Below are 26,532 nucleotides of genomic sequence, written 5' to 3' on the forward strand. Positions count from 1 at the left end.
CCGCCCCCGTCCCGGGCCCCCCCCCCCACCCCCCGCCCATCCGGCCCGGGGGGGGCGCCGCCCACCCTGGGGGGGCCCGGGGCGCGGCCGGCCGCCCCCCCCACGCCCGGGCTGTGCTCCGCCCGTTCAGCCCTTCTTGGTGTTCTCCGCCGTGCCGTCGGCGGTGCCCCGGAGCAGTGTGCCGATGTGTGCCGCGGCCGTCGCGAGGTGGCGGCGGGCCTCTGCCAGCTGGTCCTCGGTGACTCCCCGGTCCCGCGCCACGTCCCGGATGTCGTCGCGGAAGCGGTCCAGCAGGCGGTCGAGGTCGCGGGACGGGTCGCCCGTGGCCGTCGCGTCGGAGGCCCACTCGACGTCGGGGGCCCACTCGACGTCGGGGGCGGCGGGATCGGGCCTCGTGTACGAGGGCCAGCTGCCGGTCTTGGCGAAGTTGCCGAGCTGGCCGGTGATCTCGGCCAGGCCTTCCCGTACGCCCGTGGGCCAGTCGCCCCGAGCGAAGTGCTCCTGCACCTGGCGTGCGGCGTTCTGCATCTGCTCACGCGCCTTCTCGTGGGCCTCCCGGGCCTGCCGGCGGGCCTGCTCCGCGTCCTCACGGGCGCGGCGGGACTCGTCCTTCGCCCGGCGGGCCTGTTCCTTCCACTCCTGCTTCGCCTTGCGGAGCTCTTCCTTCGCCGTTCGCCATGTCTCGCTGTCGGTGAAGTCGGAGTCCCAGCCGCTCCGGGCGCCGCCCGTCGCCTGCCGCGACTCGGACGCCGCCGCTCGCATCTCGCTGCGCACCTTGCCCGCCGCCCCGCGTACGTCGTCGCGGATCTCCGCGGCCAGCTCGGAGACCGATTCGCGGATCTCCAGCTCCAGGTCGGCCAGCTCGCCGCCGCGGCCCGCCAGCTCGGCGCGCCCGGCGTCGGTGATGGAGTAGACCTTGCGGCCGCCTTCGGTGGCATGGGTGACCAGGCCTTCGGCCTCCAGCTTCGCCAGGCGCGGGTACACGGTGCCGGCCGACGGCGCGTACAGCCCCTGGAAGCGTTCCTCCAGCAGGCGGATCACTTCGTAGCCGTGCCGCGGGGCCTCGTCCAGCAACTTCAGGAGATACAGGCGCAGGCGGCCGTGGGCGAATACAGGGGGCATGTCAGAGCACCTTTCCGGTCGGCTCGGCGTCGTACCGGTCGTCCTCGGCCGGTGGGCGGCGCAGCAGGGCGATCGAGCCGGAGACGGTCGTCGCCTTCAGCTTTCCCGTCCCGGCGCCGAGCGTGCCGGTGATCTTCTTCGCTCCCCACTGGCCGCCCACCCGCAGGTCCTCGAAGGCGTTGGAGACCGCGCCGCTCGCGGTGTTCGCCTCGACCTTCGCGTCCGCCGGATGCGGCAGCCGGATGGCGATCTCGCCGGAGACCGTGGTCAGCCTGATGTCCGTGGGCTTCGGGGACGCATCGACATCAAGGACCATGTGGCCGCTGACCGATTCCGCCCGCACCGACGTCCCGGCGCCCTCGACGACCGTCAGGTCTCCCGACACGGACTGGAAGCGGAGGTCGCCGGTGACGGCCTGGGCCTCCAGGCTGCCGGAGACGGTCTCCGCGCGGACCACGCCGGACAGTCCCACCAGGGTCGTGTCACCGGTGACACCACGCAGCTCCGTGCGGCCCCGGATCCCGGAGACGACCGCCCCGGCGCCGACCACACCGACCTCCACGGCGGAACCTGAGGGAACGGCGAGCGAGACGACGGCGTGACGCCGCGGCGTCTTCCGGTCGAGCCAGCTGAGGAACCCCTTCCACGGCAGATCCTCGTAGGTCACGGTCAGGGTGCCGTCCCGCTGGGTCACGATCAGCGGGGGGCCCTCGATGCCGGAGACCTCCAGGCGAGCGGTGGCCTCCTCGGTGCCGACGACATTGACCGTCCCGTTGACGATGCGCACACTGAGCGCCGTCACGGGGGCGTCGAACGTGAGCTTCTGGGGCTCGGCGACGGACCACGTCGACTCAGGCATGGATCGGACCTCCCGAAGAGCGTGACGTGACGCAACATATCGCGTCTCTTGAGAACACGATATATCGCGGATTGCGGAAGTCAAGGGGTTGTCGATATATCGCGAGAGCGGACAAATGGACTCATGTGCGGGTGAATTGCCCTAGCGTATGGGCCATGACCGCGACATCCGTGGGCGCCCTGCTGCTGTGCCGGGCCGACCCCGAGACCGTACGGCCCCTGGCGCATCTCCTGCGTGAGCCGATGCTGCTCACCCCGGCCGGCGACGGGTGGAGCGCCCTCGTTCCCGAAGGGAAGCCCTGGCGCGGTGAGGACGGCGAGCCGGTCGACCGGGTCCTCGGCGGCTGGGCGACCGCGCTCGCGGTGGGTTCGACGTGGCCCGTGCTCGCACTGTGGTGGGACGGCGACCGCTCCGGCTACACCCTCGCCTCGGGCTTCCGCCGCCCGGTCGGCTACATCTGGCTGGCCGACGGCACCCCGGCGGGCGAGGACGAGGCCATGCGGACGTTCGCGGTACGGCTGGGCCTCGACCCGGTCCTGGACGTCCAGGACCTGGAAGCGCTCACGCGTCCGGACCCGGAGGCGGACGCCGACGCCCGGCTGCGCGGACTTCTCTCCGTCCTCACCCGTACCGGCGTCTCCCTCCCGGCCGGCCTCACCCCCGGCGAACCGGCCGACCGGCTGCGCGGCGCGGCCGGGGCGCACCCTCGAGCGGAACAGATCGAGTGGGCGGGCTGGCGCGATGCCGTACGGGTGGAGCTCGACGCGGTCGAGAGCGGGAGCCTCGGGCCGTGGATGCTCGGTCCCCGGGCCCGCGCGGCGGCCGCTGCACAGGTCGCGGTGGGAGTCCCGCTCGCCCTGTGGGGTGCCCGCCGACGCAGCGGGGGCTGGGTCGCGGCGGGCGTGATCCTGCTGGCGCAGGGCGTCCTGGGGCTCGCCTACAACCGGTTCAGACGCGAAGCGGAAGCCGCGGGAACGCCCCGGCGGTGACTACGCGTCCTCGTCCTCGTCGTCGAGCCGGGCCAGCCAGGTCGCCAGGCGCTCGACGGGAACCTCGAAGTCGGGGTTGAGGTCGACGAACGTGCGCAGCTGCTCGGCGAGCCACTCGAAGGTGACTTCCTCCTCGCCGCGCCGCTTCTCAAGTTCCTCGATGCCACGGTCCGTGAAGTACATGCGACCAGAATAACGAGGCCGAAAAGCCGCGGTGCCCGGCCCCGCGACGATCTCGCGGAACCGGGCACCGACGGTGTGTACAGCAGCCGATCAGGCCTCGAAGACCTCGTTGACCAGCTGGGTCTGCTCGGCCTGGTGACGCTTGGCCGAACCGACCGCCGGGGACGAGCCGTGCCGGCGCGAGATGCGGCGCAGGCGCTCACCGTGCGGCACGTCCGCGCCGACGGCCAGGTCCAGGTGGTCGATCAGGTTGAGCGCGATGAACGGCCACGCACCCTGGTTGGCCGGCTCCTCCTGGGCCCAGAGGTACTTCTCCGCGTTCGGGTACTTGGCGATCTCGGCCTGGATCTCCGCACCCGGCAGCGGGTACAGGCGCTCCAGACGGATGATCGCCGTCTCCGTGTCGCCACGCTTCTCGCGCTCGGCGTCCAGGTCGTAGTACAGCTTGCCGGCGCAGAAGACGACCTTGCGGACCGCCTCCGCCTTGACCGACTCGTCGCCGATCACCGGACGGAAGCCGCCGGTGGTGAACTCCTCCGCCTTCGACGCCGCCGCCTTGAGACGGAGCATCGACTTCGGCGTGAAGACGATCAGCGGCTTGTGGTGCGGGTTGTGCACCTGCCACCGCAGAAGGTGGAAGTAGTTCGACGGCAGGGTCGGCATCGCCACCGTCATGTTGTCCTGCGCGCACATCTGCAGGAAGCGCTCCGGGCGGGCGGACGAGTGGTCCGGGCCCTGGCCCTCGTAACCGTGCGGCAGCAGCAGCGTGACGCCGGACGTCTGGCCCCACTTCTGCTCGGCCGAGGAGATGAACTCGTCCACGACCGTCTGCGCGCCGTTGACGAAGTCACCGAACTGGGCCTCCCAGATGACCAGCGACTCCGGGCGGGCCAGCGAGTAGCCGTACTCGAAGCCCATCGCCGCGTACTCGCTGAGCAGCGAGTCGTAGACGTTGTAGCGGGCCTGGTCGTCGGAGAGGTAGAGCAGCGGGGTGTAGTCCTCGCCGGTCTTCTGGTCGACGAGGACCGCGTGGCGCTGGCCGAACGTGCCGCGGCGGGTGTCCTGGCCGGCGAGCCGGACCGGAGTGCCCTCCATCAGCAGCGATCCGATGGCCAGGGTCTCGCCCATGCCCCAGTCGATCGTGCCGTTGTCCACCGAGGCCGCGCGGCGCTGCATCTGCGGCATCAGACGCGGGTGGACGGTGATCCCGTCGGGGATGTTGACCTGGGACTCGGCGATCAGCTTCACGACCTCCGAGGAGACCGCGGTGTTCACCGCCACCGGGAACTCGGCCTGGACGTCCGGGACATGCGGCTGGGACGGCGCGGAGGTGGCTTCGCGGACCTCCGCGAAGACCTTCTCCAGCTGGCCCTGGAAGTCCTGGAGTGCCTGCTCGGCCTCTTCCAGCGTGATGTCGCCGCGACCGATGAGGGACTCGGTGTAGAGCTTGCGCACCGAGCGCTTCTTGTCGATCAGGGTGTACATCTGCGGGTTGGTGAACTCCGGGTTGTCGCCCTCGTTGTGACCGCGACGGCGGTAGCAGATGAGGTCGATGACGACGTCCTTGTTGAACGTCTGCCGGTACTCGAAGGCGAGCCGCGCGACGCGGACCACGGCCTCCGGGTCGTCACCGTTGACGTGGATGATCGGCGCCTCGATCATGCGCGCCACGTCCGTGGCGTACATCGAGGAGCGCGACGCCTCCGGGGCGGCGGTGAAGCCGACCTGGTTGTTGATGACGACGTGGACCGTACCGCCGGTGCGGTAGCCGCGCAGCTGCGACATGTTGAGCGTCTCGGCGACGACGCCCTGGCCCGCGAAGGCCGCGTCGCCGTGGAGCGCGACGGGCAGGACCGTGAAGTCCGTGCCGGCCTTGTTGATGATGTCCTGCTTGGCGCGGGCGATGCCCTCGAGAACCGGGTCGACGGCCTCCAGGTGCGAGGGGTTGGCGGCCAGCGAGACCTTGATCTGCTCGCCGTCCAGACCGGTGAACGTGCCCTCGGCGCCCAGGTGGTACTTGACGTCGCCGGAACCGTGCATCGACCGCGGGTCGAGGTTGCCCTCGAACTCCCGGAAGATCTGCGCGTACGACTTGCCGACGATGTTCGCCAGGACGTTCAGACGACCGCGGTGGGCCATACCGATGACGACCTCGTCGAGGCGCGCCTCGGCGGCGGAGTCGATGACCGCGTCGAGCAGCGGGATGACGGACTCGCCGCCCTCCAGCGAGAACCGCTTCTGGCCGACGTACTTGGTCTGCAGGAACGTCTCGAAGGCCTCCGCGGCGTTCAGACGGCGCAGGATCCGCAGCTGCTCCTCGCGCTCCGGCGCGGGGCGCGGACGCTCCACCCGGTCCTGGAGCCACTTGCGCTCCTTCGGGTCCTGGATGTGCATGAACTCGATGCCGGTGGTGCGGCAGTACGACTCACGCAGCACACCGAGGATGTCGCGGAGCTTCATGAGCGTCTGCCCGGCGAAACCGCCGACCGCGAAGTCCCGCTCCAGGTCCCACAGGGTGAGGCCGTGCTCGTTGATGTCCAGGTCGGGGTGCTTGCGCTGGCGGTACTCCAGCGGGTCGGTGTCGGCCATGACGTGGCCGCGGACCCGGTAGGAGTGGATCAGCTCGAAGACCCGTGCGGCCTTGGTGACGTCGTCGTCGTGCGAGGCGTCGATGTCCTTGAGCCAGCGGACCGGCTCGTAGGGGATGCGCAGCGCCTTGAAGATCTCGTCGTAGAAGTCGTTCTCGCCGAGCAGGAGCTGGGACAGGACACGCAGGAACTCGCCGGACGCGGCGCCCTGGATGACCCGGTGGTCGTACGTCGAGGTCAGCGTCATGACCTTCGAGATGCCCAGCTTGTTCAGGGTGTCCTGCGAGGTGCCCTGGAACTCCGCCGGGTAGTCCATCGCGCCGACGCCCATGATGAGGCCCTGTCCGGGCATCAGGCGGGGCACCGAGTGAACGGTGCCGATGCCGCCGGGGTTGGTCAGCGAGGCGGTGACCCCGGAGAAGTCGTCCATGCCGAGCTTGCCGACACGGGCGCGGCGGACGATGTCCTCGTACGCCTGCCAGAACTCGAAGAAGTTGAGGGTCTCGGCCTTCTTGATGGCCGCGACGACCAGCTGGCGGTCGCCGTTCGGCTTCACGAGGTCGATGGCCAGGCCGAGGTTGATGTGCTCCGGCTTGACCAGGGTCGGCTTGCCGTCCTTGACCGCGAAGGAGTAGTTCATCGTCGGCATGGCCTTGAGGGCCTGCACCATCGCGTAGCCGATGAGGTGGGTGAAGGAGATCTTCCCGCCGCGGGCCCGCTTGAGGTGGTTGTTGATGACGATGCGGTTGTCGAAGAGCAGCTTCACCGGGACCGCGCGGACGGACGTGGCCGTCGGCAGCTCCAGCGAGGCGTTCATGTTCTTCGCGACGGCGGCCGAGGGGCCGCGCAGGGTCACGTACTCCGGGCCGGCCGGAGCCTCGGTCGCATCGGCGGCCTCGGCCTTCGCGGGTGCTGCCTTCGCCGGGGCGGGTGCCGCCGGAGCAGGGGCTGCCGGAGCAGGGGCCGCCGCCTTCGGCGCCGGAGCGGCGGGTGCGGGCACGGAGGCCGGGGCCTTCGCCACGGGCTCGGCCGGAACGGCGCTGTTGACGGTGGTCGCGGCGGGAGCCGGCGTCACCGCAGCCCCCGCGGCTGCGGGGCCGGGCTTGTCCGCCGTGCCGGACGTGCCCGGCTTGTAGTCGGCGAAGAAGTCCCACCAGGCGCGATCGACCGAGCTGGGGTCCTGGAGGTACTGCTGGTAGATCTCGTCGACAAGCCACTCATTGGGGCCGAATGCGGCCGCCGGGTTGGACCCGGAGCCTGCTTCTTGATCGGTCGAGATGCTCGAGTTACTGGGGGACTGAGACGACACGGCGGCAACCGCCCTCTTCCGCTTCACAAGGTGATGGACAGCGGAAATCAAGGCTACGCCTCCCCAGCCGTTACGTGCAGGCCGGGCCGGTCTTCGTCGTGCACATCACATCGGAAGCCGGGTTTCGGCGCATGAAATGGCGGGAAACAAGCGGGGTTCCGCTGCACTTCGGGTACGCGAGGCCGTGGACACGGCCCCTTGGACCGTATCTCTTTCGGGGCCGCAGCGTAGAACGCCGCCTTCCGGTTCGAACTCTATGTCAACCGCGGAACTGAGAGGTCCCCGGAAGAGTGACCTGGATCCGGCATCCGCGAGCTGATTCGGCCACGCCGATATGGCCGCCGTGCAGATCCACCGCCCAGCGGGCGATCGCCAGCCCCAGCCCCGTACCGCCGTCGTTGCCGGACCCGTGCGGGTAGGGCGCCTGGCCTCGGTTGAAGCGTTCGAAGACCCGGTGGCGCTCCGCCTCCGGAATGCCCGGGCCCTCGTCGACGACCTCCAGTTCGAGCGACTCGGGGTGGTCCCCGCGCCGCGCCAGCACCGTGACCCGGCCGTGCGGAGGGCTGTGCTTGACCGCGTTGTCGATGAGATTGGCGACCACCTGGTGCAGCCGTTCCGCGTCCGCGTGCGCCGTCAGCTCGGGCGGCGACACATCGAGGTGCAGATGGACGTCCGTACGGGAGTGGTTGCCGGAGCCCGAGGAGAGCCGGCGGTGCGAGGCCGCGAGGTTCGCTTCCTTCAGGACCCCCGAAAGATAGGGCCACACCTCGAAGCGACGGGCCTTCAGCGTGACCACGCCGTTGTCCAGCCGTGAGAGGTCCAGAAGCGTCTCCACCAGCCTGCCGAGGCGCTCGGTCTGCTTCAGGGCCGTGCGCATGGTCTCGGGGTCGGCGGCGGACACCCCGTCCACCACGTTCTCCAGTACGGCTCTCAGCGCCGCGATGGGGGTGCGCAGCTCGTGCGAGACGTTGGCCACCAGCTCCTTGCGGTGCAGGTCCTCGGCCTCCAGGTCGTCCGCCATGCGGTTGATCGTCTGCGCCAGGTCGCCGAGCTCGTCGCGGCGTCCGGCGCCGCTCACCCGTCTCGTGTAGTCGCCGTGCGAGATCGACCGGGCGACGGCTCTCATCTCGTCCAGCGGCGCGGTCAGGCCGTGGGCCACGAACTGGGTGATCAGCAGCGTGGCGATCACCGAGAAGACCGTGATGAACCTGAATTCGGTCCTGGTGCGCAGCGCGACGATCAGCAGACCGGTCGTGATGAACACCGAGACCACGACGAGCGTGCCCAGCTTGGCCTTGATCGAGAAGGGCCGCAGTCCGGAGCCGGGCCGCGTCATGGCGCGGGAGTCTCCAGGGCGTAACCGACGCCGTGCACCGTTCGGATCCGCTCGGCGCCGATCTTCCGGCGCAGCGCCTTGATGTGGCTGTCGACCGTACGGGTGCCCGAGGCGTCCGCCCAGTCCCACACCTCTGCCAGCAGCTGCTCCCGGGACAGCACCGCGCGCGGTGTGTTGGCCAGGCAGACCAGCAGGTCGAACTCGGTCGGTGTCAGGTGGACGTCGTCGGCGCGCACCCGGACGCGGCGCTGCGCGTGGTCGATCTCCAGCTCGCCGAGGCGCAGGATGCCGCTGCGCGGGGTGACGGCGGCCAGCGCGGCCCGCTCCACCCGTCGCAGCAGGACGTGCACCCGCGCCGCCAGCTCACGCATGGAGAACGGCTTGGTCATGTAGTCGTCGGCCCCGACCCCGAGCCCGACCAGCATGTCGGTCTCGTCGTCGCGTGCGGTGAGCATCAGCACCGGAACGGGACGCTGGGCCTGCACACGGCGGCAGACCTCCAGGCCGTCGAAGCCGGGAAGCATGATGTCGAGCACCATCAGATCGGGTTGCCAGGCCTCGGCCGCATCCACGGCCGCGGGCCCGTCCAGTGCGGTCTGCACCAGAAAGCCCTCGGCCCGCAGACGGGCGGAAATGGCGTCGACGATTGTCGCGTCGTCCTCGACCACCAGAACCCGGCGCTGAGCCCCGGGGGTGGCCGCGACGCCGTTGTGGGTGGTGTGTGTCTGTTCCATCGCCCCGCCCCTGCCCGTTCTCGCGGAGGCCATTCCCCCGGAGGCACGGTTATCGCTTGTGGATTTCGTGGGTGATCCCTTGTGCCGGTCAGAGCGTAAAGGCAGAAGACGGCTCACGGCTACGCAGGGTGTTGACCGAGGTGAAGGTGTTACCTCCGCGGGAGAGGCGGATCGTCGGCCTTGTGCCGCTTGGCCCGCGGGATACCTGGGCTGTGGGTACCGGGTGGGGGTTCAGGCACTTCGGAGTGCGAGATGGACCACGTCGGGCACACCTCGGGCAACGGCTACTTCTTCGGTCCGTACCGCGTGGAATCCGGCATTCCGCAAGGAGTTCTCGAAGTCCGCGGACGGCTGCGCGGACCACACGGCAAGGACTCCGCCGGGCGTCAGACGGGCCAGGCAGGCCGCGAGGCCGGCCGGTGAATAGAGGCTTCCGTTGTCCTCCGTGACGGTCCAGCCGGGGCCGTTGTCGATGTCCAGGCACAACGCGTCGTAACGCTCCGTGGTCGTACGGAGGTGCTCGACGAGATCCGTACGGAGGATCTCGGTCCGGGGATCGGCGAGCGCGGCACCCGAGATCCGGTCGAGCGGCCCCTCCAGGTGCCAGTCCACGATCGCCTGCTCCCGCTCGACGACCACGATCCGGCCCCATCGCTCGCCGGCCGCCGCGCGAACCAGCGAGAAGCCGACGCCGAGCCCGCCGATGAGCACGGCCGGGTCCTGCCGCCCGTCGGGCAGTGCGTCGAGCGCCGCGTCGATCAGCAGCCGCTCCGAGCGCCCGTCGGAGGTGTCCATGAGGAAGCAGCCGTTGGCGATGATCTCGAAGTCGTCGCCGCGCCCCCGCAGGACGACCTCACCGTGCGGCCCTTCGCGCCGGTCGAGCGTGACGGGGCGGTGGGCGTCTGCGACGGACATGTGGGCGGTCTCCGGTCTCCGGTCGGCGGTCGGACGGTCGGCCGGTCCATCATCCCCGGGCGCCGCCGCCGGGACCAGCGGATTTCCGCAGTGTCACCCTCCGGTCCGAGCAGCCGCCCCGCGTTCGATTCCGCGGCTCGCGGGCGGCCCGTCGGGAATGGCCGTGCCACGCGGAACGCTGCCGTAGGGGCAGGCGCCGCGGGGCCCGTGGGCCCCGAGGCGGGGCAGGGCCCGAGAGTGATCGCTGAGAGCGAACGCACCGTGGGGAACATTCGGCAACTCAGGAGCATTGAGTCCACGTAACTCAACTTGCCTGCCGAAGGGGAGATCATGACTGCTGAGTCCACGTCCCAGGTGTCCACGCCGGTCGACCTGCCCGTGCTGCCGCTCGACGACGAGGTCGTGCTTCCCGGAATGGTGGTGCCCCTCGATCTGTCGGATGCGGACGTACGTGCCGCCGTGGAGGCGGCCCAGGCCGTCGCACGGCCCGGCGGCGGCAAGCCCGAGGTGCTGCTCGTCCCCCGTATCGACGGGAACTACACGGGGACCGGTGTCCTCGGGACCGTCGAGCAGGTGGGGCGGCTCTCGGACGGGGACCCGGGCGCTCTCATCCGCGCCCGTGACCGGGTACGGATCGGTGCCGGGACGAGCGGGCCCGGCGGGGCACTGTGGGTGGAGGGAACACGGATCGACGTGTCCCTGCCCGATCCTCTGCCCGGCTCCGCCGCCGAACTCGCCAAGGAGTACAAGGCGCTCGCCACCAGCTGGCTGAAGAAGCGCGGCGCCTGGCAGGTGGTGGACCGGGTGCAGCAGATCGACGACATCTCGGCCCTCGCCGACAACTCCGGGTACTCGCCCTTCCTCACCACCGCCCAGAAGGTCCAGCTGCTGGAGACCTTCGACGCGGTCGCCCGGCTCAAGCTCGCCGTCCAGTGGCTCGGCGAGCACCTCGCCGAGCAGGACGTCGCCGAGTCCATCGCCAAGGACGTCCAGGAGGGCGTCGACAAGCAGCAGCGCGAGTTCCTGCTGCGGCGCCAGCTCGACGCCGTACGCAAGGAGCTCTCCGAGCTCAACGGTGATCCGGAGGACGAGTCCGACGACTACCGGGCGCGCGTCGAGGCCGCCGAGCTGCCCGAGAACGTCCGTGAGGCCGCGCTCAAGGAGGTCGAGAAGCTGGAGCGCGCGTCCGACCAGAGCCCCGAGGGCTCCTGGATCCGCACCTGGCTGGACACCGTCCTGGAACTGCCGTGGACCGAGCGGACCGAGGACGCGTACGACATCAGGGGTGCCCAGGAGATCCTGGACGCGGAGCACGCGGGTCTGCAGGACGTGAAGGAGCGCATCACCGAGTACCTCGCGGTGCGCAAGCGGCGTGCCGACCGCGGGCTCGGTGTGGTCGGCGGGCGGCGCGGCGGTGCCGTGCTCGCGCTGGTCGGTCCGCCCGGGGTGGGCAAGACCTCGCTCGGTGAGTCCGTGGCGCACGCCATGGGCCGCAAGTTCGTCCGCGTCGCACTCGGCGGCGTCCGGGACGAGGCGGAGATCCGCGGCCACCGGCGTACGTACGTCGGCGCGCTCCCGGGACGCATCGTCCGCGCCATCAAGGAGGCCGGTTCGATGAACCCGGTCGTCCTGCTCGACGAGATCGACAAGGTCGGCTCGGACTTCCGGGGCGACCCGGCCGCCGCCCTGCTCGAGGTGCTCGACCCGGCACAGAACCACACCTTCCGCGACCACTACCTGGAGGTCGAACTCGACCTCAGCGACGTGGTGTTCCTCGCCACGGCGAACGTGCTCGAAGCCATCCCGGAAGCCCTGCTCGACCGCATGGAGCTGGTCAGGCTGGACGGCTACACCGAGGACGAGAAGGTCGTCATCGCCCGCGACCACCTGCTCCCGCGCCAGCTGGAGCGGGCCGGTCTGGAGAAGGACGAGGTGAGCCTCGACGAGTCGGCGCTGCGCAAGCTGGCCGGCGAGTACACGAGGGAGGCCGGGGTACGGAACCTGGAGCGGGCGGTCGCACGACTGCTCCGCAAGGTCGCGGCCCAGCACGAACTGGGCGACCGCGAACTCCCGTTCACGGTGACCGACGAGGACCTGCGGGGCCTGATCGGACGCCCCCACCACGTGCCCGAGTCCGCCCAGGTACCGGCCGAGCGCCGCACCGCGGTGCCGGGCGTGGCCACCGGGCTCGCGGTGACCGGAGCGGGCGGCGACGTGCTGTTCGTCGAGGCGTCGCTGGCCGACCCGGAGACCGGGGCGTCCGGACTGACCCTCACGGGACAGCTCGGCGACGTGATGAAGGAGTCCGCCCAGATCGCGCTGAGCTTCCTGCGGTCGCACGGCGCTGAACTGGAACTGCCGGTCGCGGACCTGAAGGACCGCGGCGCGCACATCCACTTCCCGGCGGGCGCCGTCCCCAAGGACGGCCCGAGTGCCGGCATCACGATGACGACGGCGCTGGCCTCGCTGCTCTCGGGACGGCTCGTCCGTACCGATGTGGCGATGACCGGTGAGGTGTCGCTGACCGGACGGGTGCTGCCGATCGGCGGTCTGAAGCAGAAGCTGCTGGCCGCGCACCGGGCGGGCATCACCACGGTGGTGATCCCCAAGCGGAACGAGGCCGACCTGGACGACGTCCCGGCCGAGGTCCTCGACACCCTGGAGGTCCACCCGGTCACCGATGTCCGCCAGGTACTGGAGATCGCCCTCGCCCCGGCGTCGGTCGGGGCCGAGGAGAGGATCCCGGCTGCGGCGTAGGTGTCACGCAGTGACGGGCGTGGCACCACGGACACGGCCGGTACGGACGGCCCGCTCCTCCCTCGCGGGAGGAGCGGGCCGTTCCGCGTTCTCCTGGTGCGGGGGCAGGGGCGCGGGCGGCTCAGGGGCGGTACACCGTGCCGGCCTCCGGTTCCGCGGGGGCCATCAGCTGGGGGACGGTCACGAAGGTGTAGCCACGGTCCTTCAGGGTGTCGATGATGCCGGGCACCGCGGGGACCGTCCCCCGGTAGATGTCGTGCAGCAGGATGATCCCGTCCCTGCCGGTCTGGTCGAGTATCCGCTTCCTGATCAGCGCCGAGTCGTTCGTGGAGTAGTCCTTGGCGGTCGCGCTCCACAGGATCTGGGAGAGCCCGAGCTCCTCGCAGATCCTGGAGACCGTGTCGTCGGTACGGCCCTGCGGCGGACGCATCAGGCGCGGCCTCTTCCCGGTGATCCTCTCGATCGCGGTCTGGGTCTTCTCCAGCTCGGCGCGTATCTCTTCCGGCTCCCTGTCCGTCAGGATCTCGTGCGTCCAGGTGTGGTTGGCGACCTCGTGCCCCTCGGCCTGGATGCGCCGCACGGTGCCGGGGTGCTTCAGGACGTGGTCCCTGCCCAGCAGGAAGAACGTGGCCGGCACCTTCTTCTCCTTGAGGACGTCAAGGAGATGCGGGGTGTCCTTCGCCGGACCCGCGTCGAATGTCAGCGCGATGCACTTCGCCCTGCGGCAGTCCACCTGGCCGAACGGCCCCTTCGCGTCGGACGGGGCGTCCCGGCGTGCGGACCCCGGGGCGGTGGTCTGCATCGAGCAGCCGCTGAGCGTCAGCGCGAGCGCGGCGGCGAGGGTGGCGGCCAGGCCCGTACCGAACGGCGACATCTTTCTGGGCACGGCAACGTCACTCCTTCATGGCTGAGCCGCACACCGGCGGTGCGGCACGCCGCGACTATACATAGCGCGTATACGCACTATGTATAGTGAGTGCCCGGACAGCACGGAGCCCCGGTGACGTGGGTCTTGTCACCGGGGCCCGGGTCGTACGGGGTGGGGTCCGATCAGCCGTTCGCGAGTGCCTGTACGCGGTCGAGGGCGCCGTTGAAGTGGTTGTGGTCACCGACCGTGGGGCCGGACGAGGTGTACTGCCACATCGTGTAGAAGCCCCAGCCGGCCGGCAGTTCACCGACCGTGGTGTTGTAGCGGGCCACCCAGAGCGGGTTGGTGGCTCCGAAGCTCGCGTTGTTGCCCGTGCAGTCCTTCCACCAGCTGGTGGCGGTGTAGATCACCGGGTCGCGCCCCGTGCGTGCCTTGTAGGTGTTCGTGAAGTCGCGGATCCAGGACACCATCGCGGCCTGGGTCTTCCCGTAGCACTGCGCGCCGTAAGGGTTCCACTCGATGTCGAGCACGCCGGGCAGCGTTCTGCCGTCCCTGGACCAGCCGCCGCCGTTGTCCACGAAGTAGTTGGCCTGGGCCGCACCACTGGTCGTGTCGGGGGTGGCGAAGTGGTAGGTGCCGCGGATCATGCCGACGTTGTACGAGCCGTTGTACTGCTGCGTGAAGTACGTGTTCTTGTAGTACGTGCCCTCGGTGGCCTTGACATAGGCCCACTTCACGCCGCTGTTCCAGAGGGTCTGCCAGGCCACGTTGCCCTGATGGCCGCTGACGTCCACGCCTTCGGTCTGGACGGCGGCGGGACCCGTGGGGCCGCCGCCCTGCTGTCCGTCGTGCGCGATGACGCCCTGGCCCAACCTGGCTGTACCGCGCTGGGGAACGTCGGCCGCGCCGGCCGCGCCGGGCAGCGCGAGCAGGAGGGCGAGGGCGGCGAGGAGGGATCCCGCTGCGGCGAGGTGCGAGCGGCGGGTCGTTCCGGATCCGGATCTGTGCTCGGGCATCTGCGTGCCTCCGAGGACTCGGTGGGGGGAGGTGCCGGCCCAGGAGCGTGTGCGGGACACTCCTGCGGTGCGTGCCACCATGGTGTGGACATGCCACCCGTGACACTCATGAAGCTACGCACGTAGACCCGCTCGGCGGAAGGGGGACCGGCCGCTGCCGATGGTCTACGCCTACGAAATACTGGCCCAGCTGCGGTGATGGCCGGGGCTGGAAGAAACTTTCATCGGCGGGAAAGCGTACGAAGGGTGCTGACGTGCACGGGAGTGGAAGCGCAGGTGAACCCGGTGCCGCGGCCGGGAGTGGTGTGGACCACGAATTCCTTGCGCTGGAGCGTGAGTTGGCGGTGTTCCTGCGCCGGGCGCGGGCCAGCTCGGGGGAGATGGCCCGCGAGGTCCACCCGGACCTGGAGTCGGCGGCCTACGGGCTCTTCGTGCGGCTGGAGTCGGCCGGCCGGCAGCGTGCCACCGAGCTCGCCGCCTACTTCGGAGTCGGCAAGGCGACCATGAGCCGACAGCTGCGCGCACTGGAGACCCTGGGGCTGGTGGCGCGCGAGAGCGACCCGGCGGACGGTCGTGCCTCGCTCGTCCGGCTCACCGAGGAGGGTCTCGCCCGCTTTCGGAGTGTCCGGGATGCCCGCCGAGGGCGATATGCCCGCAAGCTGGCGGACTGGGACCGTGCCGAGGTCGCGGAACTGGCGCGGCTGCTGCACCACTTGAACGAGCGTGCCGAGGAGTGAGGGCGTCGGTCGGTACGGGTGGATGCCGGCGGGCGCGGCAACGGGTGGGGCCGCGGCTCGATTCGGCCTACAGCTCGACCAGGACGGCTGTCGCGTCGTCGTGCGTCTTGCTGCGGCGCAGGTACGTGCGGTCCGTGTCGGCCCGCTCCAGCTCCCGGACCCGGTCGATCAGCCCCTGCGGCCCGGCCTTGCGCAGCAGTCCCAGCGTGGCCGCCCAGTCGCCCTCACGGAACGTCTCCGTCCAGCGGCTCGCCCCGTCGGTCATCGCCGCCAGCGTCCGGACCTCCGCGCGCGGGGTGCGGCCGGTCACCGCGCGTGATGCCACGGCGGGGTCGGCGGCGGCGGTGAAGAAACCGCCCTCCTTGTTCCGTGCGCGTGCGTCGGCGACCGCCTCGGAGGCGAGAGAGCCCGGTGGCAGCCGGTCGAGACGGTCGTCGAGGACCGCCCGAACCGTGCCGTCGGGCGCTTCGAGGAGCAGCGCGGAGTCGGAAAGAACCAGGTGCTCGATCTCCTGTTCGTCCCAACGCGCCATGACCACTGTCGCCTGCGGTGTCCGTACGTGAGAAAGGTCACACAGGGAACGGTGCGTGTCGGCGGTGCGCCGAATGGACATCGAGAGGATCTCGGTCAGCGTCAGATCCCGCCGCGAAGCGGACAGTTCGGCCAATGAGCCACCCAGTCCCGAGGTGAACCAGGGCACCGAGTGCACACATCCGTCGTCGCCCCTGGGTGGCGTGACGCCGTCGAGCAGGACGAGCACCCCGCCCAGGCCGGCTGCCGGGAGGGCGGTGGATACCCAGTCCTCGTTGGGGCGTTCGGGGCTGCCCGGCTCGGTGGCGAGTTCGATGCGCATGCGATCAGTCTGCACGATGTCTTCACGAGGGCTGCACGAACCAGGGGTTGGGTCGTACCAGCAGGTCAGAGCGGCCTCCCCGGGGGGAAGGAGGTGCTCTGTGCATATGCGGGTGGGCATCCTGCCAAAGCCTGGGCCGAAGTTCCACCCAGGGGGCCATGCATGGCCGGGAGCGCCCGCGGGGAGACTTGTTCGCCAACTCCGGAGTGATGTTCACTCGTTCGAGTGGCGGAGCGGTTGATGCGCGCCCCCCTCTCAAAAGCACTGGAATGGTCAGAAGCCGTACCAGGGCGGGGGCGAGCTTTGCACGTGACCGTGTGTCACCTCTGCTTCAAGGGTGGACGAGTCAAGATTGCGAGCACCGGTGCAGAAGAAGCGGCCTCGGAGCAAGGACAGCACGCGCGACGGTTCCGGGGCGACGCCTCCGGCAGCGGGTGCTGACAAGCGGACCGTGCGGGTGCGCAGTCGGCTCGTCGCCGGCGTCGCCGTCGTCGGGATCACCGTCATCGCGGCGGGCGCCCCTGCGGCTCTCGGCGCGTCCTCCGATCTCAACGAGTCCCAGCGACTGGTCACGCTCGCCGAGCTGAACCAGCAGGCCATCACGCTTGCCCACTCCCTCGCCGACGAACGCGACGACGTCACCGCCCACATCGCCGCCGGCCGTGACGAGGACGACGCCAAGGACGCAGGGCGCGTGCCCGCCGCCCGCGTCGACCAGCAGGTGGACGAGATCAGGGCAGCCGCCCCCGCGGCCCTGCGACGCGACCTCTCCACCATCCCCTCGTTGCGCCGCGACGCCCTCACGGGCAAGGGCTCGGCGCTGGAGGCCCACCAGGCGTACTCCGAGGTCATCTCCAAGCTCCACGACCTCGCCGACGAGCTGGCCGAGAGCACCCCGCCCCGTGCCGCCGACGCCACCCGCGCACCGCTCGCCCTCGGTGGCGCCGTCGAGCAGGCCTCCGCCACCCGGGGGCTGCTCCTTGCCGCGCTCTCCGTGCCCGGCACCGAGCCGGCGGAACCGCAGATCGACCCCTTCACCGGGCTCCCCGTCCAGACCCAGGACGAGGGCGGCGGTGAGAACGACCGCAACCGCGACGAGTTGAGCGCCGCCGCCCAGCAGGCCCGGGTGCGCGAACTCGCCTCGCTCGCCGATTTCGACCAGGCCGCCGGCCCGGCCGCCCGGGACAAGCTCGCGTCCACCGTGACCGGACCCGAGGTCAACAGCGCGGAGAAGTACCTCACCCGGCTCACCGACCGCCCCGAGCTGTCCGAGGCGGACCGCAGGACCGACCGCAAGAAGGCCCGCTCCGCGCTCTCCGCCCGCATCGACCGGATGAGGGGCGTCGAGTCCGCGCTGGGCACCGCCCGGATCAAGAGCCTGGAACAACTGCGCGACGACGACGTCACCGCGCTCGAACTGCGCATCGCGCTGCTCGGCGGCTGTCTGCTGATCGCCGTCGGCGTCTCCACCGCGGTCGCACGCACCCTCACCCAGCCGCTCGCCGTCCTGCGGATCGGCGCAGCCCGCCTCGCCGCCGAACCCGAGACGGCCGAGCCGGTCCGCTACACCGGGCGCAACGACGAGTTCGCCCAGGTCGTGCGGTCCATCAACACCCTGCACAGCAAGCTGCACGGGCTGCACCACGAGACGGCCGGCCGCTTCGAGAGCCTGCAGAACGAGCGCGGCGGACTGATCGCGAACCGCGAGACACTCGCTGCCCAGCGCGCCGAACTGCAGACGCAGGTCGCCGAGCTCACCACCGCGCTGGCGCAGCTGAGGAACACGGTCCACCACACCTTCGTCAACCTCTCCCTGCGCACGCTCGGTCTCGTCGAGCGCCAGCTCGGTGTCATCGAGGGACTCGAGGAGCGCGAGCAGGACCCGGAGCGCCTCGCCACGCTCTTCAAGCTGGACCACATGGCCACCGTCATGCGGCGCCACAGCGAGAACATGCTGGTCCTCGCCGGTACCGACCACGGGCACGGGCACGGCGGGCCGATCCCGCTGGTCGACGTGCTGCGTGCGGCCGTCAGCGAGATCGAGCGGTACGAGCGGGTCACCATCCAGTCCCTGCCTCCGCACTCCCAGATCGCCGGTTTCGCCGCCGACGACCTGAGCCACCTGGTCGCCGAACTCCTGGAGAACGCGACGTCCTTCTCTCCCCCCGACTCCCGTGTCGAGCTCTCCGGCTGGCTGCTGGAGTCCGGGGAGGTGATGCTCTCCGTGCAGGACGAGGGCATCGGCATGTCGGCGGTCCGGATGGGCGAGCTCAATGCCAGGCTGGCCGACCCGGCATCGTTCGAGGCCGGTGAACAGGCCGCGGACGGGGCAGGACTCGGGCTGCAGGTGACGTCGATGCTGGCCGCACGCCACGGTGTACGGGTACAGCTGCGCGAGCAGAAGGGGGGCGGAGTGACAGCTGTCGTCGTCCTTCCGGAGGCCCTGCTGCCGAAGGCGCCGCCCGCCTCGTCACCACCAGCCGTGCAGATGCCCGGGGACGCGCCCGCGCTGAACCTGCCGGGTTCCGTCGCGGAGGCCAACTCCAACACGCTGCCGCCGCGTTCGGCGCCCGTGTCCGAGGACCCGCTGATCGCCGCCGCCGAGCGGACGGTCCTTGAAGCAGGCGCGGACAGCGACCAGGCAGCCCCCGCCGCGCTCGATGAGACCGCGGAAGCCGCGGATGCCGGGACGGCGCCCGCCGAGACCGCGCCCACCGAGAGCGTGGACGCCGTACCCGCGGACGTGGAGCCCACGGACGCGGTTCCCACGGACGCCGAGCCCACGGACGCGGAACCCGCGCCGGCAGTACCCGCGTCCGACGGGCCCGAGAGCCGTGGCCCCGAGAGCGACAGGCCCGAAGCGGATGCCTCCGGGCACGCCGAGTCCGAGTCCGAGACGACGATGCAGGTCCGGCTGCCGGTGCCGCAGGACGCGCCCGGCCCGTACGCCATCGGACCCGACAGCCACGAGCGCGCCGCCGACACGAGCCCCGCCGCCTCCCCGGCCGCCCCCGAGACCGACCCCCTCTCCGCCGCCGACGTCCTCCCGGGCCCGCGGCAGCCGATCACGGAGCCCCTCACCGACAAGGGGCTGCCCAAGCGCACCCCGAAGGTCGTCACCCCCGTCGCGGCGCCCGTCAAGGAGCGCAAGGGCGGCGTGGACAGGGACGCCCTGCGCCGCAGGCTCGGCGGCTTCCAGCAGGGTGCGAGGGACGGCCGGCGCGACGTCGAGGCCGAGATCGCCGGGGGCACCGACGGGAGCGACGGCGCCGGGAGCGCCCCACAGACCGACCACACTGAGCTGGACGACCGTACCGATGGTCGATTCGATGAGACGGGGGACACAGTCGAGGAGGCACGCAGTTGACTGCGCCCAGCACGTTCGGGCTGAGTACCGAGGCCCGGAACCTTCACTGGTTGCTGAGCAATCTCGTGGAGGAGGTGCCAGGGGTCCACTCGGTCACCGTCGTCTCGTCCGACGGGCTGATGCTGCTCTCCTCCGACCCCGGACTCGCGACGGCCAAGCCGGCCGAGCGGCAGAAGGGCCCCAAGGGCTCGAGCGCCGACCTCGCCACCATCGTCTCCGGCATCGGCTCCCTGACCGTCGGCGCCGCGAAGCTGATGGAGGCCGGCGGCGTCAAACAGACGATGGTCGCCATGGACGAGGGAAGCGTCTTCGTCATGTCGATCAGTGACGGCTCCCTGCTGGGTGTGCACGCCACCCCCGACTGCGACATGAGCGTCGTCGCGTACCACATGGCGCTCTTCGTCGGCCGCGCCGGACACGTACTCACCCCCGAACTCCGCAGTGAACTGCGCAAATCGATGGAGAGCGACCAGTGACCTCTGCTGCTGAACCCGTACGCAAGCTCCCCGTCCGGGGGTCCGACCGCAGGCCCGCACGGGTCCGCCCGTACTCCCTCACCGGCGGCCGTACCCGCTTCGGCCACGTCCTGCTCGTAGAGACGTTCGTCGCAGCGCTGGAGGCCCCCGAGGAGCGCCGCGAACTCACGAACGGCAACCTCGCCTCGCGGGTGATGCCGGAACTCCGTGCCATCGTCGAACTCTGCCGTCGTATGCGTACGGTCGCGGAGATCTCGGCCCTGTTGAAGATGCCGCTCGGTGTGGTCCGGGTGCTGCTCAGCGACTTGGCCGACCAGGGAAAGATCCGCGTGTACGGAACCGGTCACGGAACCGGTCAGCCCGACCGCGCACTGCTCGAAAGGGTGCTCAATGGACTCCGCCGTCTCTGAGGCTCCGCTCTTCACCCCGCGTCAGCCGGGGCCTCGGGACCAGCCCGACGAGTCGGTGCAGGCCTGGCAGCTGGACCACACGCGTGCGCCGATCGCGACCAAGATCGTGGTCGCGGGCGGCTTCGGTGTGGGCAAGACGACCTTCGTGGGCTCGGTCTCGGAGATAACCCCTCTGCAGACCGAAGCGATGATGACGCAGGCCAGTGAGGAGACCGACGACCTCACCTCCACGCCCGACAAGGTCACCACGACCGTCGCGATGGACTTCGGCCGCCTCACGCTCGACGAGGACCTCGTCCTGTACGTGTTCGGCACACCGGGCCAGCAGCGCTTCTGGTTCATGTGGGACGACCTCGTGCGTGGCGCGATCGGTGCGGTCGTGCTCGCCGACACCCGGCGTCTCGCCGACTGCTTCCCGGCGCTCGACTACTTCGAGAGCTGCGGTCTTCCGTACATCGTCGCCGTCAACCACTTCGAGGGGTCGACCGGTTACGAGGAGAGTGACGTCAGGGAGGCCCTGACCGTACCGCCGCACGTGCCTGTTGTGATCATGGATGCGCGTAAGAGGATCACGGTCGTCGAATCGCTGCTCGCCCTCGTGGGGCACGCGCTCGACGTCACCCCCGCGTAACTGCCAGACGCACCCACGTATTACACGTAACGGAGAACCGCGATGCGGAAGATTCTGATAGTCGGAGCCGGCCAGTCCGGTCTCCAGCTTGCCCTTGGACTGCAGTCCAGCGGGTACGAAGTCACCCTCATGTCCAACCGCACCGCGGACGAGATCCGGTCCGGCCGGGTCATGTCGACGCAGTGCATGTTCCACACGGCTCTCCAGCACGAGCGCGACCTCCAGCTCAACTTCTGGGAGTCGCAGGCGCCGCGGATCGAGGGCCTCGGTGTCTCGGTCGCCGCTCCCGACTCCTCGCGTCCCATCGACTGGGTGGGCAAGCTGGACGGCTACGCGCAGTCCGTCGACCAGCGCGTGAAGATGGCCGGCTGGATGGAGACCTTCGCGCAGCGCGGCGGTCAGCTCGTCATCCACGGCGCGGCCGTCTCCGACCTGGACTACTTCTCCCGCACCTACGACCTGGTGATGGTGTCCGCGGGCAAGGGCGAGCTCGTCTCCATGTTCGGGCGGGACGCCTCCCGTTCGCCGTACGACGCCCCGCAGCGCGCGCTGGCCGTCTCGTACGTCCACGGCATGGGCCCGCGCCCGGAGCACCCGGACTTCGACGCGGTCCGCTGCAACCTCGTCCCCGGTGTCGGCGAGCTCTTCGTGATGCCGACGCTGACCACTTCGGGCCGCGCGGACATCCTGTTCTGGGAGGGCATCCCGGGCGGCCCCCTCGACGCCTTCCAGGGCATCAAGGACCCTTCCGAGCACCTCGCCAAGACCCTGGAGCTCATGGAGAAGTTCACCCCGTGGGAGTACGCACGCGCCACCAAGGTCGAACTGACCGATGCCAACGGCACGCTGGCGGGCCGTTACGCCCCGACCGTCCGCAAGCCGATCGGGCGGCTGCCCGGCGGCGGCCTGGTGCTCGGTGTGGCGGACGTGGTCGTGGCCAACGACCCGATCACCGGCCAGGGTTCCAACTCGGCGTCCAAGTGCGCGAAGGCCTACCTGGACTCGATCATCGAGCATGGCGACCGCGCGTTCGACGCGGACTGGATGCAGTCCACGTTCGACCGGTACTGGGACACCGCCCAGCACGTGACGAAGTGGACGAACGCGATGCTCGGCGTCCCGCCGGAGCACGTGCTGAACCTGATCGGTGCCGCCGGTCAGCTCCAGCCGGTCGCCGACCGCTTCGCCAACGGGTTCAACGACCCGGCGGACTTCGACAACTTCTTCTTCGAGCCCGACCGTACGAACGCGTACCTCGCCGAGGTCTCGGGCGCGCAGGCCTGACGTCCACGCGTACGACGGCGGCCGGGCCGCCCCACCGGTCACGACGGCGGGGCGCGCCCGGCTCACTCGTCCGGAGCGTCGTAGCCCGTGTCCGGTCCCGAGGAGGCGTCGTCGGGCAGTTCCGGCCGTGTGTACGTGGACAGCGGCTCGCCGCCGGGGTCCGGACGGACCGCGCCCAGCAGGGGGTTCGACGCCACGGGTGAGACCTTGACCGTGGCGCCGGGTCTGGGCGCCTGCACGACGAGACCGTCGCCGATGTACAGCGCCACATGGGTCGCCCTGGGGAAGTAGATCACCAGGTCGCCGGGGCGCAGCGACTCGACCGGTACCTTCGGCAGCTGCCGCCACTGCTCCTGCGAGGTACGCGGAATGATCCGCCCCGCCGCCGTCCAGGCCTGCGAGGTGAGGCCGGAGCAGTCGAAGGACTCGGGTCCCTCCGCCCCCCAGACGTACGGCTTGCCGATCTGCTCGATCGCGTACCGCACGGCGTCACCGCCCTGCTCGGACGGCAGGCGGGCCGAGCTCAGCGCCCCAGAGGCGACCAGCTCGTCCTGGGCCTTGTCGATGTTCTGCCGCTCCAGCCGCGCCAATGCGGCGATCTGCTCGTCGGACAAGGAGGCGAGGAGCCCCTCGACCTGGTTCAGCCGGGACCGCACGGTGTCGCGCTGCCGCTTCTGCTTCCTGGCCAGCGACTGCTGCCGGTCCAGCGCCGCACGGGACCTGGTCGCCAGGCTGTCGGCACGCTTCTCGGCGCCCGTGAGCCTGCCGACCGCGGCGGACCGGCCGGCCTGGACACGCTCGATCACATGGCTCTGCGCCAGCGCGTGCTCGGGGTCGTCGGACAGCAGCAGCCGCATGTACACGGAGAAGTCGGTGCGCCCCTGGTACTGGGCGCGGGCCAGGCGTCCGGCATCCCGGCGGCTCGAATCCAGCACCGTCCGTGCCTTGGCGAGAGCGCTGTCCAGCTTCTTGGCCTCGGCGGTCCGCTTCCTGAGCTCCTCGGCCGTGCCGTTGTAGATCTCGCCGGCCTCCTCGGTCTCCTGATAGAGCGTCTGCAGCCGCTTGAGGAGCCCGGCGACGCTCTGCGGGGCGTCGGGGGCCGGTGCGGGACTCGGGTCCGCCGGTGCGGTGCTCGGGTCCGCCGGTTCCGCGGTGGCGGGGGAGGCGGCCACGACCGCGGCCAGCACCGCCGTGCAGAGCGTGCGCGCGACTCTGCCTGACACGACATCACCTCCGGTGACGGGGCGCCGCCCATAAATCGGACTACCCCACAAATGCTCGGATCTCATCAATCCGGTCATCCGGTGTCAGGTGATGCAAGAACCGCGGGGCGCGGCGCCCGGAGGACCGCCCGGACGGCGGACGCCCGAACGCCTCACTCCACCGGGAACGCGTAGAAGACCGCGCCCCGCTGGACGACGACGGCCTTCCCCGCGGCCAGCACCCGGTACGGCGCGCTGACCGTGGCGCCCTTGGGGTCCTGCGCCCCGATGTCCTGGAACTTCCACAGCCGGCGCCCGTCGGCCGCCGCGAACGCGGTCACCTGCGACGCGTCCGCCGCGAGCAGGGTCCTGGCGCCGCTGCTGAGGGTGAGGGCGGGGGCGTTGCCGCCGAGGGGTACCTCCGTGGAGCGCCGCCAGAGCAGCTTCCCGGTCGCCCGGTCGACCGCGCCGACCTCCTGGTTGCGATTCGTGGTGTGGAGCAGCTTCCCGGCCGGAACGGGCGTGCCGAACACGGACGCCGCCGTGCCGTTCAGGGTCCACACCGGCTTCGCGGTGGCCGTATCGAAGGCCTGCAGGTCGTCGCCCACCCCTCCGTACAGCCGGCCCTCCTCGTCGCCGAGCACCGCACCGGCCGGTGTGAGCGCGCCGAACTGCCGGGTCCACAGCAGCTTTCCCGTCTTCCGGTCGAAGCAGCGGAAGAACGCCTTGCCCTTTCCTGCCGTGACATCGGCCGGTGTCAGCGTCGCCGCGTTCTGGCGGACGACGAGATCGGCGGCCCGGACCGCGGTCAGCCGGTAGGCGGGAGTGCCGGGGGACCGGCCCGCGGGGACGGCGACGCGCCAGAGTTCCTTGCGCAGGACGATGTCGTACGCGAAGAAGTACGCCTTGACGACCTGCGTGTCCTTGCCGGGCTTCTGGCCCTTCTTCGGCTTGGGGGCCTTCACGAGGACGGTGTGGGAGCCGGTGAACCAGACGACGGAGCCGGACTGGCCGGTGAGCGGGGCCACCTTCATGTTCGGTACGCCGGTGAACTGGTCCACGAACCGGAGCCGGTGCTTGACCTGCCCGTCCTTCGGGGACAGCCAGAGGAACTCGGTGGGGCTGGCCAGGAAGCAGAGGTCCTTGCCTGCGGCCAGCACCGCCTGGGCGCCGGCGGCGTCCGCACGCTGCCACAGCTTCCGCCCGGTCCGCAGATCGATGCCCGTCGCCCCGGTCGTGCCGGTCAGCACCAGCAGCTTGTCCTCCCAGACACCGGAGGTGACAGGTGCGGGCTCGGCGGTCGGATGCGTGTAGATCCAGCTCGGCTCCGGCGCCTGCCCGGGAAGGGTGCTGCGGGGCTTCGGCGCGGGCTTGTCGTCGGCGGCCGAGGCGTCGTCACCGGACCCGAGCGCGGCCACCGCACCCCCGCCGACGATCAGTCCTGCCGCTCCGGCGGCGACCACGGTGAGAAGGGCACGCCGGCTCGCCGGGGACGCTGCGGGAGCTGCCGGTGCCGCGGGCGCGGGTGGCTGGACGGGCAGCGGGAGCGGGGCGGGGGCGCCCTGCGGCGCGGCGGCAGGGTACGTGTACGTGTGGGGCTGAGCGGCCGGTGCGGAGGGAGGGAAAGGGGCCGCGGGAGGGGCAGCGGGCCGGACGGGCTCCGGATGCTGCGCCTGCGGGCCTGCGGCCAGTTCGCGCGGGACGGCGAGCTGGGTCGTCGCCCGGTCGGTCCGCGGGGCGGGCGAGGCGGTCCCCAGGAAACGGGTGGTCCTGCTGTCGCCGACGTCCCCGTCGGCGGAGGCGGGGGCGGGCAGTCCTCCCTGCCGGTGGCCGGCGGCGTCCGGGGTTCCGTCGGCCGGACCGGAAACGGGCCGGACGTCCTCGGGCGCGGAACTGTCCCGTACGTCCGCGGGTGCCGCGGGACCGGATGCCGGAGCGGGTGCCCTGTCGGCAGGTTCGGTCGCTGCCGGGCCGGCTGCCGCGTCCGGATCCGCTTCCTCCTGCGGCACCCGCAACGCCCGTACCCGCGCGGCCTGGTCCGCCACCGACGCCGCCAGCCGCTCGGGGAGCCAGCCACCCTTGGCGAGGCCAGCCGCGCCCTCCAGCGCCAGCTCCGCCGCGACCGAACCCGCGCTCGGCCTATCGGCGGGGTCCTTCGCCAGGCAGCCCGCGATCAGGTCGCGCAACTCGTCGGGTACGGAGTCGAGTTCCGCGGAGGCGTGCGCGATCCGCTCGGCGGCCTCCGCGGCGGGGCCGTCGGCGAGCGGGGTCGTCCCCGTCGCCGCGTACGCCAGCAGGAGCCCGAGCACGAAGAGGTCGGAGGCCGGGCCCACGTCCTTGCCGTCGACCTGCTCGGGGGTGAGGTAGCCGAGCCGCACGGACAGTTGCCCGCTCGCGTTCGCCTCGGCCGCGGCAGCCGCGCCCAGCGGGCCGAACGCGGTCAGCCGGGGCCCGTCCTCCGCCAGCAGCACCGTCCCGGGAGCGAGCCCCTGGAGGACCGCCCCGGTGGCGTGCACCCGGGAGAGGGTCTCGGCCAGGCCGGCGCCCAGTATCCGCACGGCACGCTCGGGCAGCGGCCCCGCGAGATCGATCGCCTCGGCGAGCGTCAGGGCGGGCACGTAAGCAGCAGCGGTCCACAGGCCGTCCGCCGGAGCGGCGAGCGGCGGCTGGACCCAGCCGCCGGCCAGCCGTTCGGCCGTGCGGGCCTCGGACTGGAAGCGGCGGCCGAAGGCGGGCACCGCGGCCAGGGAGGGCCGGGCGGCGGCCACCACGGCGATGTCGTCGGCGTCGGCGCCCCTGGCCAGATAGTGCACCGTGCTCGCGGTCTCACGGAAGCGTGCCAGCACGGTGTACGGCCCGAAGTGGCGTGGATCGTCCTGACGCAGCGCCTCCATGG

20 protein-coding genes are annotated in these 26,532 nt (G+C 71.0%); 8 read left to right on the forward strand and 12 right to left on the reverse strand.

Annotated elements, in window-relative coordinates:
• Nucleotides 1–126: 126 nt before the first annotated feature.
• Entirely contained in the window at nucleotides 127–1,122 is a 996-nt protein-coding gene (locus ACFW9O_RS35120) for a helix-turn-helix transcriptional regulator (RefSeq protein WP_384615087.1), read from the reverse strand.
• A 1-nt stretch (nucleotide 1,123) separates the two neighbouring features.
• On the reverse strand, nucleotides 1,124–1,981 hold the full coding sequence (locus ACFW9O_RS35125; protein WP_351167066.1) for a DUF4097 family beta strand repeat-containing protein: 858 nt from the start codon (nucleotides 1,979–1,981) through the stop codon (nucleotides 1,124–1,126).
• Between the two features lie 155 nt (nucleotides 1,982–2,136).
• Between ACFW9O_RS35125 and ACFW9O_RS35130 the strand changes: the two genes are divergently transcribed.
• Nucleotides 2,137–2,970, forward strand: coding sequence for a hypothetical protein (locus ACFW9O_RS35130; protein ID WP_384615088.1), 834 nt, complete (start codon nucleotides 2,137–2,139; stop codon nucleotides 2,968–2,970).
• Here the strand turns inward: ACFW9O_RS35130 and ACFW9O_RS35135 are convergent, their stop codons facing one another.
• The 5 genes from ACFW9O_RS35135 to ACFW9O_RS35155 form a co-directional block, all read right to left on the reverse strand.
• A complete protein-coding gene (locus tag ACFW9O_RS35135; RefSeq protein ID WP_351167062.1) occupies nucleotides 2,971–3,153 on the reverse strand; it encodes a DUF6104 family protein in 183 nt (60 codons plus the stop codon).
• 90 nt (nucleotides 3,154–3,243) lie between these two features.
• Nucleotides 3,244–7,050 (reverse strand): multifunctional oxoglutarate decarboxylase/oxoglutarate dehydrogenase thiamine pyrophosphate-binding subunit/dihydrolipoyllysine-residue succinyltransferase subunit, encoded by a 3,807-nt coding sequence (locus ACFW9O_RS35140; protein ID WP_384615090.1) that lies wholly within the window; start codon nucleotides 7,048–7,050, stop codon nucleotides 3,244–3,246.
• Nucleotides 7,051–7,309: 259 nt separating this feature from the next.
• Nucleotides 7,310–8,386, reverse strand: a complete 1,077-nt coding sequence (locus ACFW9O_RS35145) for an ATP-binding protein (protein ID WP_384615092.1) — start codon at nucleotides 8,384–8,386, stop codon at nucleotides 7,310–7,312.
• The gene (locus tag ACFW9O_RS35150; RefSeq protein WP_014154105.1) at nucleotides 8,383–9,120 is read right to left on the reverse strand and encodes a response regulator transcription factor; all 738 of its coding nucleotides are present in this window, start codon (nucleotides 9,118–9,120) and stop codon (nucleotides 8,383–8,385) included. Before ACFW9O_RS35150 ends, ACFW9O_RS35145 begins: the two co-directional genes overlap by 4 nt.
• 231 nt (nucleotides 9,121–9,351) lie before the next feature.
• Nucleotides 9,352–10,035 carry a spermidine synthase gene (locus ACFW9O_RS35155; RefSeq protein ID WP_384615094.1) on the reverse strand — a complete coding sequence of 228 codons (684 nt, stop codon included), beginning with the start codon at nucleotides 10,033–10,035 and terminating at the stop codon, nucleotides 9,352–9,354.
• A gap of 330 nt (nucleotides 10,036–10,365) precedes the next feature.
• On the opposite strand from ACFW9O_RS35155, the gene lon reads away from it, so the two are divergent.
• Entirely contained in the window at nucleotides 10,366–12,792 is a 2,427-nt protein-coding gene (gene lon / locus ACFW9O_RS35160; RefSeq protein WP_384615096.1) for an endopeptidase La, read from the forward strand.
• Between the two features lie 121 nt (nucleotides 12,793–12,913).
• Here the strand turns inward: lon and ACFW9O_RS35165 are convergent, their stop codons facing one another.
• On the reverse strand, nucleotides 12,914–13,666 hold the full coding sequence (locus ACFW9O_RS35165) for a polysaccharide deacetylase family protein (RefSeq protein ID WP_384615171.1): 753 nt from the start codon (nucleotides 13,664–13,666) through the stop codon (nucleotides 12,914–12,916).
• Nucleotides 13,667–13,842: 176 nt separating this feature from the next.
• A complete protein-coding gene (locus ACFW9O_RS35170; protein ID WP_384615098.1) occupies nucleotides 13,843–14,676 on the reverse strand; it encodes a lysozyme in 834 nt (277 codons plus the stop codon).
• 254 nt (nucleotides 14,677–14,930) lie between these two features.
• Between ACFW9O_RS35170 and ACFW9O_RS35175 the strand changes: the two genes are divergently transcribed.
• On the forward strand, nucleotides 14,931–15,413 hold the full coding sequence (locus tag ACFW9O_RS35175) for a MarR family transcriptional regulator (protein WP_351174922.1): 483 nt from the start codon (nucleotides 14,931–14,933) through the stop codon (nucleotides 15,411–15,413).
• Between the two features lie 67 nt (nucleotides 15,414–15,480).
• Here ACFW9O_RS35175 and ACFW9O_RS35180 read toward each other — a convergent pair whose 3' ends face one another.
• Nucleotides 15,481–16,266, reverse strand: coding sequence for a protein phosphatase 2C domain-containing protein (locus tag ACFW9O_RS35180; protein ID WP_384615101.1), 786 nt, complete (start codon nucleotides 16,264–16,266; stop codon nucleotides 15,481–15,483).
• A 364-nt stretch (nucleotides 16,267–16,630) separates the two neighbouring features.
• Here ACFW9O_RS35180 and ACFW9O_RS35185 point away from each other — a divergent pair, with 364 nt between their 5' ends.
• Genes ACFW9O_RS35185 through ACFW9O_RS35205 form a run of 5 tightly spaced genes read left to right on the forward strand, consistent with a single transcriptional unit; the run spans nucleotide 16,631 to nucleotide 22,434 of the window.
• The gene (locus ACFW9O_RS35185; RefSeq protein WP_384615102.1) at nucleotides 16,631–19,633 is read left to right on the forward strand and encodes a nitrate- and nitrite sensing domain-containing protein; all 3,003 of its coding nucleotides are present in this window, start codon (nucleotides 16,631–16,633) and stop codon (nucleotides 19,631–19,633) included.
• Nucleotides 19,630–20,109: a roadblock/LC7 domain-containing protein gene (locus tag ACFW9O_RS35190; RefSeq protein ID WP_351174926.1), complete on the forward strand. Its 480-nt coding sequence runs from the start codon at nucleotides 19,630–19,632 to the stop codon at nucleotides 20,107–20,109. Before ACFW9O_RS35185 ends, ACFW9O_RS35190 begins: the two co-directional genes overlap by 4 nt.
• The gene (locus tag ACFW9O_RS35195) at nucleotides 20,106–20,519 is read left to right on the forward strand and encodes a DUF742 domain-containing protein (protein ID WP_329207468.1); all 414 of its coding nucleotides are present in this window, start codon (nucleotides 20,106–20,108) and stop codon (nucleotides 20,517–20,519) included. The genes ACFW9O_RS35190 and ACFW9O_RS35195 overlap by 4 nt, the downstream gene beginning before the upstream one ends.
• Nucleotides 20,500–21,150 carry an ATP/GTP-binding protein gene (locus ACFW9O_RS35200; protein WP_351174928.1) on the forward strand — a complete coding sequence of 217 codons (651 nt, stop codon included), beginning with the start codon at nucleotides 20,500–20,502 and terminating at the stop codon, nucleotides 21,148–21,150. The genes ACFW9O_RS35195 and ACFW9O_RS35200 overlap by 20 nt, the downstream gene beginning before the upstream one ends.
• 42 nt (nucleotides 21,151–21,192) lie before the next feature.
• A complete protein-coding gene (locus tag ACFW9O_RS35205) occupies nucleotides 21,193–22,434 on the forward strand; it encodes a styrene monooxygenase/indole monooxygenase family protein (protein ID WP_351174930.1) in 1,242 nt (413 codons plus the stop codon).
• Between the two features lie 62 nt (nucleotides 22,435–22,496).
• Here ACFW9O_RS35205 and ACFW9O_RS35210 read toward each other — a convergent pair whose 3' ends face one another.
• A complete protein-coding gene (locus ACFW9O_RS35210; protein WP_384615104.1) occupies nucleotides 22,497–23,657 on the reverse strand; it encodes an NlpC/P60 family protein in 1,161 nt (386 codons plus the stop codon).
• Nucleotides 23,658–23,809: 152 nt separating this feature from the next.
• A complete protein-coding gene (locus ACFW9O_RS35215) occupies nucleotides 23,810–26,530 on the reverse strand; it encodes a PQQ-binding-like beta-propeller repeat protein (RefSeq protein WP_384615106.1) in 2,721 nt (906 codons plus the stop codon).
• Between the last annotated feature and the right edge of the window lie 2 nt (nucleotides 26,531–26,532).

It is taken from the genome of Streptomyces sp. NPDC059499 (assembly GCF_042749285.1).
GTDB lineage: Bacteria > Actinomycetota > Actinomycetes > Streptomycetales > Streptomycetaceae > Streptomyces.